This is a genomic window from Lactobacillus sp. M0390 (assembly GCF_016102085.1).
GTDB classification, from domain to species: domain Bacteria; phylum Bacillota; class Bacilli; order Lactobacillales; family Lactobacillaceae; genus Lactobacillus; species Lactobacillus apis.
In genome coordinates this window covers 772,085-785,754 of record NZ_JACFPH010000001.1, presented here as the reverse complement: position 1 = coordinate 785,754, position 13,670 = coordinate 772,085, and the positions used below count along the sequence as shown (strand labels likewise).

Genomic DNA, 13,670 nt, shown 5'->3' with positions numbered 1-13,670 from the left:
GTTAATTACATAGAGTAAGACTAGTAGCAGTGATCGTTTATTGCAGAGAGACTTTTTTATTAGCTGAAAGAAAAGTCTAAATAGAGCTGTGAATTTCATCTTACTAGTAGGATTTAATCAATTCCGGTATTCACCGTTATCGAAGACTTGAGTGTAGACTCCCTTTGTGAGTCTAAACCAGGGTGGTACCGCGAAGCTTCGTCCCTTGATATTGGGGATGAAGCTTTTTGTTTGAAAGGAAAAATTATGGATTTGTTTGAGAAGCTACAAGAACTTCGCGACCAAGGATTATCAGAAATTGATAAAGCAAAAACCGAAGAAAAGCTAAACGATGTACGCGTTAAGTTAGTAGGTCGTAAAAGTGAATTAACCGAAATTTTGCATTCAATGAAAGACGTTGAACCTGAAAAAAGACGTGAGATTGGTCAAAAGGTCAACAAAGTGCGTGATTTGTTTAATCAAAAATTAGATGATGCCAAAAACGAAATTGTTGAGAAATTGGTTAAGGAACAACTTGAAAAGGAAGCAATTGACGTGACGCTTCCTGGACGTGAGGAGCACCTTGGCACTAAGCACCCAATCAATATTATTTTGGATGACTTAGAAAAGTACTTTATTGGCATGGGTTTCAAGGTAGCACAGGGTCCTGAAATTGAAACTGATCACTACTGTTTTGAAATGATGAACTTACCAAAGGATCATCCAGCACGTGACATGCAGGAAACCTTTTATATTGATTCAGAGGATTTGCTTCGCTCGCAAACTTCAGGTGATCAAGCCCGTGAATTAGAGAAGCATGACTTTTCAAAAGGTCCACTTAAGATGGTAGGGCCTGGTAAGGTATATCGTCGTGATGATGATGATGCAACGCACTCACACCAATTTATGCAAATGGAAGGCTTAGTAGTCGATAAAAATATTACAATGGGCGACTTAAAAGGCACATTGGAGTTAATGGCTAAACATGTTTTTGGTCAAGACCGCGAGACACGCCTTCGTCCTAGTTACTTCCCATTTACTGAGCCATCAGTTGAAATGGATGTTTCTTGCTTCAATTGCAATGGTAAAGGCTGCTCAATTTGTAAATATACTGGCTGGATTGAAGTTTTAGGTGCCGGAATGGTTCACCCTAATGTTCTGGAAAATGCTGGAGTTGATTCTAACGTCTATGGTGGTTTCGCCTTCGGTGTAGGATTAGACCGCTTTGCTATTCTTAAATATGGCATTGATGATATCCGTGACTTCTATACTAATGATGTTCGTTTCTTAGAACAATTCAGCAAGGAGGAAAGATAATGTTAGTTTCATATCAATGGTTACAAGATTTTCTTAAATTAGACCAAGAGCCACATCAATTAGGTGAAAAAATCACCCGTACTGGGGTTGAAATTGCTGAAGTAAAGCATCCTGAAGAAGGACTTAAGAAAATCGTTGTCGGTCACATTATCGATTGTGAGCCAATCGAAGGCACGCACTTGAACCTAACTCATGTTGATGTTGGTGAAGAAGAACCTCATCAAATCGTCTGTGGTGCTCCAAATGTTGCTGCAGGTGAGGATGTTGTTGTTGCACTGCCAGGTGCGCGTATTGCGGATAACGTTAAAATTAAAAAGGGTAAGTTGCGTGGATACGAATCCAATGGCATGATTTGTGGCTTACAAGAGATAGGTTTTGCTGATAATCTCGTTCCAGAAAAATACGCTGATGGTATTTTTGTCTTCCCTCAAGATGCTGATGTAAAACCTGGGCAGGATGCTTACGAACCTTTAGGAATGGATGACTATATTTTTGATTTTGATATCACACCTAACAGGGCAGATACATTATCAATGGAAGGTGCTGCTTATGAAGTAGGTGCAATCGTTGATGAACCAGTTAAAATTGAAAATGTCACTTTAAAAGCAGACGGCGAATCTTGGACTGGCAATTTCACTGCCGAAGTTGACCCTAAGCTCGCACCAAAATTTAATTTGCGTAAAATCAGTGGTGTAAAGGTAGCAGATAGTCCTCTTTGGATGCAAAAGAGACTTTGGAATGCTGGTATTAGACCGATTAATAATGTCGTTGATGTGACAAACTACATCATGCTTTTAACTGGTCAACCAATGCACACTTATGACGCTCGTGCATTTGAAACCAACAAGTTAGTAGTAAGAAAAGCAAATCAAGGTGAAAAGTTAACTCTTCTAAATGACAAAGAGATTGACCTTGATGAAAATGATATCGTTATTACTAATGGTGAACGTGTTGTCATGATGGCCGGTGTTATGGGTGGCCTTAATTCAGAAATTGAGGATGACACAACCGATGTTATTTTGGAATCAGCAATTTTTGATCCAACTCTAATTCGCAAAGCAGCTTTACGTCATGCTAATAGAACTGAAGCTTCAAGTCGTTATGAAAAAGGTGTTAACTGGGATGCTACTGAACGTGCGCTCGACATGGCAGCTTTACTTCTTCGTAACAATGCTTCGGGTACAATTGACGAAGGTGTGATTACTGCGACTGATGAAAAACGTCAACCTGACGTTATTCACACTACTGTTTCTTATTTAAATAAAGTGCTGGGAACAGAAATTTCGAATGATGAAGTAGGTCATATCTTCGATCGACTTAACTTTGAATACGAACTTGATGGTGATAATCTAACAGTCAATGTACCTGCAAGAAGATGGGACGTTTCTATTCCAGCAGATTTGGTTGAGGAAGTTGGTCGGCTTTATGGTTATGACAAGATTAAATCAACTCAACCAGTTTTAGCGGAAACACATGGGGGTTATTCTGAAACAGAGGAAGCAATTAGGAGAATTAAAGCAATTGTTCAAGGTCAAGGACTAATTGAGGCAATTTCATATTCACTGACTTCCCCCGAAAAGGCTGTTTCATACACTCACAATCCCAAAAAATTAGTTCAAGTACAAATGCCATTAAATTCAAGTCGTTCAACTTTACGTCAAAACTTAATGACTGGACTAGTTGATGCAGCAAGTTATAATATGGCACGTAAACAAAATCAGCTTGCACTTTTTGAACAGGGACGAGTATATGATTTTGAAAACGACACATATAATGAGCACGAGCATTTAGCAACGCTATATTCTGGGAATGTCTATTTTGATAACTGGCAACATGAAGAAGAACAAATCGACTTCTTCTATGTCAAAGGACAATTAACCAACTTGTTTAAAGCCATTGGTGTTAATTTAAGTAAAGTTGAGTATAAAGCAGAAGAAATCGAAGGAATGCATCCAACTAGAACAGCTGGTATTTATATCGATGGTCAATATGTGGGAATGATTGGAATGATTAGTCATGCTGTAACCAGAGCAAGCAAGGCATTAAATGGTAGTGAGATTTACGGCTATGAAATCGATCTTGATACTTTAGTTCCAATGATTATTAGTCCTAAGACTGTTTCTAAAAATGCACCTAAGTTTCCTGCAATTGAACGTGACCTATCAATCTTGGTTGAAGAAAGTGTCTCTAATCAAGCTATTGAAAATGTCATCAACGATAATGGTGGCAAGTTCTTAGTTAATTTACGTGTTATTGATGTATATCAAGGTGCTCATATTGATGAAAATAAGAAGAGTCTGGCTTACCGTCTTACTTTCCTTAATGAACATGACACCTTGACTGACGAAGTAGTTAACAAAGCGTTGGCTGCGATTGATGCAGAACTGAAGGAACAACTTGGTGTTGAAATTCGGTAAAGGTTGACTTTGGAAGTAGAAATCAATATCATAAACCAGTGCAAATAGAATTTTAACTTTAAGGAGTAGAAAATTTCATGCCTGAGAAATCATATCCAATGACTGCTGAAGGAAAAGAAAAACTTGAAGCAGAACTTAAGAATTTAAAATTAGTAAAACGTCCTGAAGTAATTGAACGAATCAAAGTTGCTCGTTCATACGGTGATTTATCTGAAAACTCAGAATATGATGCCGCTAAGGATGAACAAAGTCACTTAGAAGATCGAATCAATGTCGTTGAAGAAATGTTGAAATATGCACACGTTGTTGATGCAAATTCAAGTGACCCAGATGAAGTTGCTGTCGGAAAGACTGTTACTTATACTGAAGTTGGTGAAGATGATTCAGAAACATATACTATTGTTGGTAGTGATGAATCTGATCCAATGAATGGTAAAATTTCTAACGATTCACCGATTGCTCAAGCCATTCTTGGTAAGAAAAAGGGTCAAACAGTGACCATTACAACACCAGGTGGTAAATTTGACGTTGTTATTAACAAAGTTGAAGAATAATTATAATAAAAAAACCAGTTACTTTTATGTAACTGGTTTTTTTGTAGGAAATTACTAGTGACTAGTAAAGTAACGATAATCTTTACTCTTGTCAAAAACAACGCCGCGGGCATTTTCTCCATTTGAGATTGAAAATACAGCTTTTGGATAGCGCTCATGAACTTTAGCTTCCAAGTAATTCCGCATCATTTCATTGTTTGCAAGAACTGAACCTGTCAGAGCAATGCGCATTGGCTTTGGTTCCTCGTAGCGATCCATACCAATGATAATATCGCGGGCGAGTAGCTCAGCCTGTTCTTTAATTACTGCAGTTGCATTTTCATCGCCGCTGTCAGCCAATTTTGCAACGCTAACAGCCATTGAAGCAACTTCTGGATTAGTCATTTGGTAGAACTTGGCAGTCCCATCAACAATGTTATCAGTCTTAAATAAGTCATTAAACATTGGAATAAGTTTGTTATCTTCGCGCTTATCCCAGCTTAATAAGGCAGACTTAAGTGCAGTTAAGGCAATTGCATAACCAGAGCCTTCATCTCCCAAAGTGGCACCGTATCCGCCAGTAGTGATGATTCGCCCATTTTGTAAACCGTTAAATACTGAACCGGTTCCTGCAATAACCAAACCGCCGTCTTCGCCTTCAAGACCACTATAAAGTGCTAATAATGAGTCTGTAACTGCACGTGTTGGTAAGTTATTAACTTTAGCAGAAATTTCTGCAGCCACTTCGGAGGCATGTCCAATAACTGATAGGCCTGCCATACCACACAAAATGCGTTGGCAATCACCATCAATTTCATCAATTAGGTGGTTAATGGCACTAGTGATGTTCTTGATTGCAGTGTCGTAATCTGTATTGACTTGACCTGGGCCAGCTTCACTACGTTTAATTTCGTTACCAGCTAGATCATAAGCAATTGCGGTGGTATGTGTACCACCAGCATCGACACCAATTTGGTATTCAAGTGTCATAGTTTTATCTTCCTTCCATTAATTACTCTTTTCACTATCTATTCTATTACAAAAAGCTTAAATGCAGAAGATGTTTCAGTAAATAAAGAAGTAGATAATTGCTTTTTAAAAAGAGTGATCCAACAAATTTACTATTTTGCTGTTCTCTTTTTAAATTTTGTCAAAGCAACAAGCAAGTGATGGAATTACAACATTGCATTTGATAAAATAGCCTTAGTTTAGTGAGGTTGGATTACGTGAAATTTTTTAAAAAGGATCAAAAATCAAATAGAAATAAGACAGAATCGTCAACACCACTCAGAATGAAGTTAATTCTGGGCATTATTTTTGTGCTTTTTGCTACATTAATTGGTCAATTAGCTTATTTACAAATCGGTTATGGGTCACGATTTAAAGCAGAAGTACAAAAATCAAATTCAGCCGTTGTCTCTAGTCAGGTTCCGCGTGGTGTGATGTACGATAATAAGGGACGAGTTTTAGTTGGTAATACCGCCAAAAATGCGATTACTTATACTAAGAGCGTTTCAACGACTATTGATGATGTCTACTCAATTTCTAATAAGCTCAGCAATTATATTTTGATTAAGAACGAGAAGCCAACTGAACAACAAATCATTGATTACTATTTGGGTAATAAGGAGAATAGTAAGCGAGAAGCTGCTAGAGTTCCTAAATCTATCCGTGCTACTGAAGATGATGAAAAAATTAATAAAAGTATTCAACAACAGGTTCAAGCAAAGCATTTAAAACTATCTAAACGGCAGGAAACAGCAGCGTTAATTTATAACAAAATTTCCGGTGCGTATACACTGTCAACCATTTACGTCAAAAACGATGGTTTAACCGATAAAGAAATTGCCGAAGTGGGTGAGCACTTATCCGAGTTGCCAGGAGTTGGAATTGGAACTGACTGGCAAAGATCATATCCTAACGGCTCTTCTATTCAAAGTATTATTGGCTCGGTTTCCACCCAAAAGGCGGGTTTGCCCAGTGATAACTTGCAATACTATTTGACCAACGGTTATTCAAGAAATGATCGGGTTGGTACTTCATATTTAGAAGAAGAATATGAGCCACTGTTAAAAGGAACAAAATCAACCAGTAAAGTTTCAACGACAAGCTCCGGTAATATCGAGCAGACTAAATCAGTTTATTCTGGTCAAGCTGGAGCAAGTTTGGTTTTAACGATTGATGCACGCTATCAAAAAGAAGTACAGAAATCACTTGAACAGATTTATTCTTCCGCGATTGCATCTGGAGCTGCTCATTATTCAAACGGTGCCTATGCCGTTGCAATGAATCCTAAAACTGGTGCACTTCTGGCAGTTGCTGGAATTAGTCGAGATCCAAAGAAAAATAAAACAACTAATAATGCCTTAGGCGTCATCAATCAAGCCTTCGTTATGGGATCTGCCGTTAAGGGAGCAATGGTTAGTGGTGGCCTAATTAACAAGATTATTACGCCAACAGACAACGTGATGCCCGATGTTCCAGTTTATCTACCCGGAACACCGATTAAGAAATCAGTATATCCAGTGGGAACGTTTGGCTCATTGGATGCCTCAACAGCACTGGAAGTTTCTAGTAACATTTACATGATGCGTTTGGCAATGAAATGGGTTAACGCTAAGTATGTTCCTAAAGAATTTATTAGTATGCCTAATACTGCCTTTGATACAATCAGACATAATTTTAATATGTTTGGCTTGGGACAGAAAACTGGTGTTGATTTACCAGGTGAAATTTCAGGTATTCAAGGTAAGTCCTTTAATGAACACGGACAGATTTTATCAGGGTCAGTTCTAGACTTGTCTTATGGGAACTATGATGCATATACACCAATTCAAATGGTGCAATACGTTTCAACAATAGCTAATGGCGGCTATCGAATGCAACCATATATCGTCCAGTCAATTGGTCGAACTTCCAGAAATGGTAAAAAGGTTTATATTGATTATGACAAAAAACCTAATGTTCAACTAAAAATTCCATGGACGCCAAGTGAACTGGATGTAGTTCGGCAAGGATTTTGGCGTGTTGTACACGGTACTAACTCATGGGGTACTGCGCATAAGATAAAGAATGTTAAACCGTCAATTTCCGGTAAATCTGGAACAGCGCAAACCTTTTATTATGATCCAGATAACCCTAATCAAAAGAATCCACCAGAGTTAGTCAATGCAACGTTTGTAGGATATGCACCATCGGACAATGCAAAGATTGCGACTGCCGTTGTTTTCCCAGGTTTAGACCCTGATTTGGAAGGCTCTTACACACTGCAAATGACTAAAGCAATGGTTCAAGATTACTTTAAACTCTATAAAAAATAGAAAAAAGATAATAATTACTGGTAAAAGTGAAAGAGAAATGCTAAACTTATACAGTCAGAATAAAGAATTTAGGTGGTGAAAGAAATGGCAGATAACATCATTTTGGAATGCACCGAATGTGGCGATAGAAGTTACTTATCTAAGAAAAACAAGCGTAAGCATCCGGATCGTTTAAGTTTGAAGAAGTATTGTCCAGTTGAAAGACACACTACTCTTCATCGTGAAACTAAGTAATAAACCAATATGGCAGGAGCCTATGCTCCTGCTATTTTTTGTATAGGGAAGATATGGACAAAAAAGAATTTAGGCAACAACAAATAAAGATTTTAGGTGAATATGCGGACAGTGAGCAAAAGATAAATGAAGATCAAGCTTTGCTTGAGAGCTTTATTAATACTGAGCTATTAAAAAATAGTCGTAGTATTGGAGTCACTTCTTCTCTATCCTATGAAGTAGATACTGCTAAGCTGATTGCTTATCTGTGGGATTTGGGCAAAGAAGTTTATCTTGCACGTGCGAATAACGATAAAGAACACACGCAAGATTTTGTTCTATATAACTATATGACAAGAGTTTCGCGCTCAAAATTTGGTGTAGAAGAAGTAAGTGATCCGCACGCTAAAATTAATAATGAACTTGATTTGTTGATTGTTCCTGGATTAGCTTTTGCCGAAGATTCCCATCAACGTTTAGGCTTTGGTGGAGGCTATTATGACCGTTTTTTGGCTAAACATACTGCCACTAAGACTGTTGCCTTAGCGAATACAAAAATGATTTTTAGTTCTGCTCAGTGGGAAATTGAGGCAACAGATATTCCGATTGAAATGATTATTACGCCTACTTCAATTTTACAAAATTAACGAGGTTAAGATGGATCAACGACAATATTTAAAAAATTGCTACGTAACTGTTGGCATTTTGGTAGTACTACTACTTACCTTTATTGTAGAAACAGCTCTTGGTGGCTCTGAAAATACGGCTGTCCTGGTTAAAATGGGCGCCATGAACAATTATGCTGTAGTTGGTGGAAACCAATGGTGGCGGCTCTTTACAGCCCAATTCTTACACATTGGCATTATGCACTTGGTTTCAAATGCGGTAATGATTTATTATATCGGTTACTACATGGAACCACTTCTTGGTCACTGGCGCTTTTTATTGCTTTACCTGCTTTCAGGTGTAGGTGGTAATTTATTAAGCTTGGCTATGGGAAGCGACAGTTCTCTTAGTGCCGGTGCTTCAACAGCATTGTTTGGCTTGTTTGGTGCAATGACTGCAGTGGCTTTAAAAAATCGTGCTAATCCAGTTATTTCGTATTTGGGCCGTCAGGCTTTCTGGCTAGCAGCCATTAATATTGGATTGGATTTATTTGCTCCTAACATCGATATTCAAGGTCATATTGGCGGTTTTGTTGCGGGAGTACTTGTGGCAATTATCTTAGGAGACCGCACGACACATCATTACTCGGTTAAAGAAAGAACTGTTGCTGCAGCTGTCTTAATTGTTTATTGTGTCGCCACTGTCAGAATGGGTATGGTCATAAAACTATAATGAAAACACTATATGATGTACAACAGCTTCTTGAAAAATACGGCATATTTGTTCATGTTGGTAAGCGGATCTGGGATATTGAACTCATGGCGCTAGAACTCGATAATATTAATCATGCTCATCTAATTAGTCAGCACGATTACTTAGTGGCAAAACTAATTTTAAATCGAGAGCATGAATACGAAGAAAAGCATCAACAAGATAACCATAGCTCTTAAAGAAATTTAGGAGTATATTATTTTTATGAACATTTTTACTAGAGGAGAAATCGATTTTTATGTCAACTTTTATAATTATTGTAGATATAGTATTAATAGTTATCATCTTGGCTTTTGTCGCTGTTTGGCTGTGGAATAAAATTCAAACAAAACGATTAGGTAATGGTGACTTAACCAATGAAGAATTTAATCAAGGAATGAGAAAGGCACAAATTGTTGATTTACGTGAAAAGGAACCTTTCAAAAGAAAGCACATTGATGGTGCCCGTAATCTTCCATACACGATGATGAAATACCAATACTCAGAGTTAAGACCAGACTTACCTGTTTATTTGTATTCCGATTCTTTGTCGGTTACTCTTCGTGCCGCTAGATTTTTGCAAAAGAAGAACTTCTCTTCAATTAAATGGCTAAAAAATGGCTTTGATGAATGGGATGGCCGTACCAAATCATCTAAATATTAATCTAAAAACATGTTTGTACTCTTTTTCAAACGTGTTTTTTTAATATATAATTAAAATCGATATGCAAAAAAAGGGAAGCGAAAGATGCAAAAAATATTAGCAATTGTTGGGCCAACGGCAATCGGTAAGACAAGCACAGCGATTAATATAGCCACTGAGCTCAATGCGGAAATTATCTCTGGCGATTCAATGCAAATTTATCGTGAAGTTAAGGTGGGCACAGCCAAGCCGACGAGCGAAGAACAAGCATTAATTAAGCACTATTTGGTCGATGTGCAGTCGGTTTATGAGCCCTATTCAGTTAAGGATTTTGTTGACCAAGCGCAGCAGGCAGTTTCAGAGATTGCACACAAAAACAAGTTGCCAATTTTGGTAGGGGGAACAGGTTTTTATATTAATGCGCTGTTAAATCAGATGCAACTTGGTGAAGTAAATGAACATAAGCAAGCAGTAGACGATTATTGGCAAAGCTATTTAGATAAAAACGGTGAGGCTGCTTTGTGGCAAGAATTGGCTAAGCAAGATCAAGTGACTGCGTCTAAGATTCCAGTTACAAACTCAAGAAGGGTTTTACGTGCTCTGACAGTTATTAAGCGCACAGGGAAAAAGTTTTCAGAGCAACAAACACAAATTAAGCCGCGTTATGATTATCTGATTTTTGGCCTAAATTCTGATCGCCAAGAAATTTATCACAGAATTGATTTACGAGTTGATCAGATGATGGATGCGGGCCTACTTGATGAAGCTAGGTTTATTTATGACAATCGGCAAAAAGAGTACCAAGTATTGCAGGCAATTGGGTATAAAGAATTTTTTCCATATTTTGAAGGCAATAAAGAACTTGATGATTCTGTTAAAGATTTAAAGACAGCCTCACGTAGGTACGCTAAACGGCAGCTGACCTATTTTAGGCATCAATTGCCAATTACATGGGTCGACCCCCTTAATGATCAAGATTATTTAATAAAAATGAAACAGAAAGCAGAGGAATGGTTGAATGAATAATTGGCCAGAAGAATTACAACAGATTGTTAGTGAGATTGATAAGCAAATTGCTCCGCAGTTAGCAAAAATTGACGATAATATTTTGTATAATCAAAACAAAGTATTGCAAGCATTTAAGGATAAGGCCGTAGCAGAAGCCGACTTGATTGGTAGTACCGGTTATGGTTCAGATGATAGTGGCCGTGATAAGCTTGATCGTATTTATGCGCAAATTTTTCATACCGAAGATGCGCTGGTTCGCTCTCAGTTTGTTTCCGGAACGCATACTTTAGCCACTGCAATGGCAGGTAATTTACTTCCTGGGGATGAGTTAACTTATCTGACTGGAATGCCTTATGATACCTTGCAACAAGTTATTGGAATTGCTGGCGATGGTCGAGGCAGTCTGAAATCATACGGAGTGAAATTTTCTCATGTTGATTTGCTTGAGGATGGTAGCGTTGATTTTGACGGTGCACGTAGTTTGCTAGCTGAGCATCAGCCAAAAATGGTGGTTATTCAACGTTCACGTGGCTATGATACGCGTAAAAGTTTTACGATCGAAAAAATAAAGCCAATGATTGAAATGATCAGAGAAGTGAGCCCCGCCAGCATCATTTTCGTCGATAACTGCTACGGCGAATTTTCTGAAAAACATGAACCAACAGAGTTTGGCGCAGACATAATGGCTGGTTCTTTAATTAAAAATGCTGGTGGTGGTTTAGCTAAAGTCGGTGGCTATGTTGTTGGAAAGCATGAGTTAATTGAAAATACGGCTGCACGTTTAACAGCTGGTGGTATTGGACGTGAAGAGGGTGCAAGTCTAAATAATAATTTGGATTACTTTGAAGGTCTGTTTATTTCTCCAAGTGTAACGGGAAATGCGATTAAAGGTGCAATTTATTCTTCTGCTATTTTAGAACGAATGGGAGCAGAAGTTTCTCCAAAATGGAATGACGATCGAACTGATTTGATTCAGGCAGTAATTTTCCATGACAAAGATAAAATGATTCGCTTCGCTAAAGCATTACAGGAAAATTCACCGATTAACTCGTTTGTTGATCCTGTGCCAAGCAATGATACTGGCTATGAAGATAAGGTTATTATGGCTGATGGATCTTTTGTTGAAGGTGCAAGTATCGAGTTTTCTGGAGATGGACCAATTCGGCCGCCATACGCAATTTACATGCAAGGTGGGTTAACTTATGCTCATGTCAAAATTGCGATTACCAATGCAGTTAATGAATTATTCTTCAAAAATTAATTTTGGCCTGTCAATGGCTTTATATTAGTAAAGCTTTTGTAAAGATTAGCAAAAAAATGGTTAGACCACTTTGACAAGCATTTAATGTTTTGCTAATCTATTAATCAAGTTTTGAGCAAGGTTTGGAAAACTGTGTTCGGGCTATACCAATTGTTAGTTATTTATAGTTGTTTATATTTTTAGGTGGAAAAGCATGACAAAGAAAATTACAGCAGATGATATTAGAAAGAGCGTTATTGATGATGACGTTCGCTTTATTCGATTGGCTTTTACAGATATTAATGGAACTCTTAAAGCAGTAGAAGTTCCAACTAGCCAATTAGACAAGGTTTTGACTAATGATGTTAGATTTGATGGTTCTTCAATTGATGGCTTTGTTCGTCTAGAAGAAAGTGACATGATTTTGTTCCCAGACTTTTCAACTTGGTCAGTACTACCTTGGACAGATAGTCGTGGTGGTAAAATCGGTTGCTTGATTTGTTCCGTTCATACAACAGATGGTGAACCATTTGAAGGTGATCCACGTAATAATTTGAAGCGAATTGAAAAGCAAATGAAGGACATGGGCTTTTCTGCATTTGACATCGGTTTTGAAGCAGAATTCCATTTATTTAAATTAAATGAAAAAGGTGATTGGACTACTGAAGTTCCAGATCACGCTTCATACTTTGACTTAACTTCAAATGATGAAAGTGCAAGTTGCCGTCGTGATATCGTTGAAACTTTGGAAAGTATCGGTTTTGAAGTTGAAGCAGCTCACCATGAAGTTGGTGATGGCCAACAAGAAATTGACTTTAAGTTTGACGATGCTTTGGCAACTGCGGATCGTGTACAAACTTTCAAGATGATTGTTCGCGAAATTGCTAAAAAGCATGGCTTGTTCGCAACATTCATGGCTAAGCCATTACAAGGTCAAGCTGGTAATGGTATGCACACTAACATGTCTTTGTTCAAAGATGGTAAAAATGCTTTCTACGATAAGAATAATGAGTACCACTTATCAAATACTGCTCTTTACTTCTTAAATGGTATTCTTGAGCATGCTCGCGCAATTACAGCGGTTGCTAACCCAACAGTTAACTCTTATAAACGACTTATTCCTGGTTATGAAGCACCAGTTTACATTTCCTGGGCATCTAAGAACCGTTCTCCAATGGTCAGAGTACCCTCGGCTGAAGAAGTTAATACTCGTTTAGAAATGCGTTCTGCTGACCCAACTGCTAACCCATATCTATTGTTAGCAGCATGTTTGGAAGCTGGTCTAGATGGTATCAAGCGTGAAAAGATGCCAATGGATCCTGTAACTTGCAACTTGTTTGAAGTTAGTGAAGAAAAGCGTAACGAAATGGGTATTAAGCCTTTACCTTCAACTTTGCACAATGCACTTAAGGCCTTCAAAGAAGATAAATTAATTCAAGAAGCACTTGGTGAACATCTTACACAAAGCTTTATCGATTCCAAAGAACTTGAATGGGCACAATACGCCGAAACAGTTTCAGATTGGGAAAGAAATCGCTACATGGGCTATTAATTAATAAGAAATATAGTAAAAGCGAAACAAGCGATTGTTTCGCTTTTTATTTGCTACAGTATTTTGGAGCTGAAAAGCTGATTAAAATAACA

Annotated in this window: 13 protein-coding genes and 1 other annotated feature; of the genes, 12 read left to right on the top strand and 1 reads right to left on the bottom strand. The window is 37.8% G+C overall.

The window, feature by feature from the left end; all coding sequences use genetic code 11:
• Window position 1: 1 nt before the first annotated feature.
• Window positions 2–209, top strand: a binding site (T-box leader).
• A gap of 37 nt (window positions 210–246) precedes the next feature.
• The 3 genes from pheS to greA all read left to right on the top strand — a co-directional run bounded on the left by pheS (window position 247) and on the right by greA (window position 4,267).
• Window positions 247–1,296: a phenylalanine--tRNA ligase subunit alpha gene (pheS, locus tag H3R25_RS03715; RefSeq protein ID WP_046307238.1), complete on the top strand. Its 1,050-nt coding sequence runs from the start codon at window positions 247–249 to the stop codon at window positions 1,294–1,296.
• Complete coding sequence (gene pheT, locus H3R25_RS03710) at window positions 1,296–3,713, top strand: phenylalanine--tRNA ligase subunit beta (protein WP_198194330.1); 2,418 nt, start codon at window positions 1,296–1,298, stop codon at window positions 3,711–3,713. Before pheS ends, pheT begins: the two co-directional genes overlap by 1 nt.
• Before the next feature lie 77 nt (window positions 3,714–3,790).
• Complete coding sequence (gene greA, locus H3R25_RS03705) at window positions 3,791–4,267, top strand: transcription elongation factor GreA (RefSeq protein WP_198194329.1); 477 nt, start codon at window positions 3,791–3,793, stop codon at window positions 4,265–4,267.
• 54 nt (window positions 4,268–4,321) lie between these two features.
• Here greA and H3R25_RS03700 read toward each other — a convergent pair whose 3' ends face one another.
• Window positions 4,322–5,236: an N-acetylglucosamine kinase gene (locus H3R25_RS03700; RefSeq protein WP_198194328.1), complete on the bottom strand. Its 915-nt coding sequence runs from the start codon at window positions 5,234–5,236 to the stop codon at window positions 4,322–4,324.
• A gap of 302 nt (window positions 5,237–5,538) precedes the next feature.
• Here H3R25_RS03700 and H3R25_RS03695 point away from each other — a divergent pair, with 302 nt between their 5' ends.
• The 9 genes from H3R25_RS03695 (at window position 5,539) to glnA (ending at window position 13,578) form a co-directional block, all read left to right on the top strand.
• Entirely contained in the window at window positions 5,539–7,566 is a 2,028-nt protein-coding gene (locus tag H3R25_RS03695) for a penicillin-binding protein 2 (RefSeq protein WP_222710185.1), read from the top strand.
• 84 nt (window positions 7,567–7,650) lie between these two features.
• Window positions 7,651–7,800 carry a 50S ribosomal protein L33 gene (gene rpmG / locus H3R25_RS03690; protein ID WP_046307229.1) on the top strand — a complete coding sequence of 50 codons (150 nt, stop codon included), beginning with the start codon at window positions 7,651–7,653 and terminating at the stop codon, window positions 7,798–7,800.
• Window positions 7,801–7,853: 53 nt separating this feature from the next.
• The gene (locus tag H3R25_RS03685) at window positions 7,854–8,426 is read left to right on the top strand and encodes a 5-formyltetrahydrofolate cyclo-ligase (RefSeq protein WP_198194327.1); all 573 of its coding nucleotides are present in this window, start codon (window positions 7,854–7,856) and stop codon (window positions 8,424–8,426) included.
• Between the two features lie 10 nt (window positions 8,427–8,436).
• On the top strand, window positions 8,437–9,117 hold the full coding sequence (locus H3R25_RS03680; RefSeq protein ID WP_198194326.1) for a rhomboid family intramembrane serine protease: 681 nt from the start codon (window positions 8,437–8,439) through the stop codon (window positions 9,115–9,117).
• The gene (locus H3R25_RS03675; RefSeq protein WP_046307223.1) at window positions 9,117–9,335 is read left to right on the top strand and encodes a YqgQ family protein; all 219 of its coding nucleotides are present in this window, start codon (window positions 9,117–9,119) and stop codon (window positions 9,333–9,335) included. Before H3R25_RS03680 ends, H3R25_RS03675 begins: the two co-directional genes overlap by 1 nt.
• 59 nt (window positions 9,336–9,394) lie before the next feature.
• A complete protein-coding gene (locus tag H3R25_RS03670; RefSeq protein ID WP_074425086.1) occupies window positions 9,395–9,799 on the top strand; it encodes a rhodanese-like domain-containing protein in 405 nt (134 codons plus the stop codon).
• A gap of 84 nt (window positions 9,800–9,883) precedes the next feature.
• On the top strand, window positions 9,884–10,804 hold the full coding sequence (gene miaA, locus H3R25_RS03665) for a tRNA (adenosine(37)-N6)-dimethylallyltransferase MiaA (protein WP_198194325.1): 921 nt from the start codon (window positions 9,884–9,886) through the stop codon (window positions 10,802–10,804).
• On the top strand, window positions 10,797–12,047 hold the full coding sequence (locus H3R25_RS03660) for a methionine gamma-lyase family protein (protein WP_198188417.1): 1,251 nt from the start codon (window positions 10,797–10,799) through the stop codon (window positions 12,045–12,047). Before miaA ends, H3R25_RS03660 begins: the two co-directional genes overlap by 8 nt.
• A gap of 193 nt (window positions 12,048–12,240) precedes the next feature.
• On the top strand, window positions 12,241–13,578 hold the full coding sequence (gene glnA / locus H3R25_RS03655; protein ID WP_187158062.1) for a type I glutamate--ammonia ligase: 1,338 nt from the start codon (window positions 12,241–12,243) through the stop codon (window positions 13,576–13,578).
• Window positions 13,579–13,670 lie beyond the last annotated feature (92 nt).

What these genes read in the sequence shown, in the direction of transcription:
- pheS (WP_046307238.1), top strand. Translation starts at nt 247, where the DNA reads ATGGATTTGTTTGAGAAGCTACAAGAACTTCGCGACCAAGGATTATCA.
- pheT (WP_198194330.1), top strand. Translation starts at nt 1,296, where the DNA reads ATGTTAGTTTCATATCAATGGTTACAAGATTTTCTTAAATTAGACCAA.
- greA (WP_198194329.1), top strand. Translation starts at nt 3,791, where the DNA reads ATGCCTGAGAAATCATATCCAATGACTGCTGAAGGAAAAGAAAAACTT.
- H3R25_RS03700 (WP_198194328.1), bottom strand. Translation starts at nt 5,236, where the DNA reads ATGACACTTGAATACCAAATTGGTGTCGATGCTGGTGGTACACATACC.
- H3R25_RS03695 (WP_222710185.1), top strand. Translation starts at nt 5,539, where the DNA reads ATGAAGTTAATTCTGGGCATTATTTTTGTGCTTTTTGCTACATTAATT.
- rpmG (WP_046307229.1), top strand. Translation starts at nt 7,651, where the DNA reads ATGGCAGATAACATCATTTTGGAATGCACCGAATGTGGCGATAGAAGT.
- H3R25_RS03685 (WP_198194327.1), top strand. Translation starts at nt 7,854, where the DNA reads ATGGACAAAAAAGAATTTAGGCAACAACAAATAAAGATTTTAGGTGAA.
- H3R25_RS03680 (WP_198194326.1), top strand. Translation starts at nt 8,437, where the DNA reads ATGGATCAACGACAATATTTAAAAAATTGCTACGTAACTGTTGGCATT.
- H3R25_RS03675 (WP_046307223.1), top strand. Translation starts at nt 9,117, where the DNA reads ATGAAAACACTATATGATGTACAACAGCTTCTTGAAAAATACGGCATA.
- H3R25_RS03670 (WP_074425086.1), top strand. Translation starts at nt 9,395, where the DNA reads ATGTCAACTTTTATAATTATTGTAGATATAGTATTAATAGTTATCATC.
- miaA (WP_198194325.1), top strand. Translation starts at nt 9,884, where the DNA reads ATGCAAAAAATATTAGCAATTGTTGGGCCAACGGCAATCGGTAAGACA.
- H3R25_RS03660 (WP_198188417.1), top strand. Translation starts at nt 10,797, where the DNA reads ATGAATAATTGGCCAGAAGAATTACAACAGATTGTTAGTGAGATTGAT.
- glnA (WP_187158062.1), top strand. Translation starts at nt 12,241, where the DNA reads ATGACAAAGAAAATTACAGCAGATGATATTAGAAAGAGCGTTATTGAT.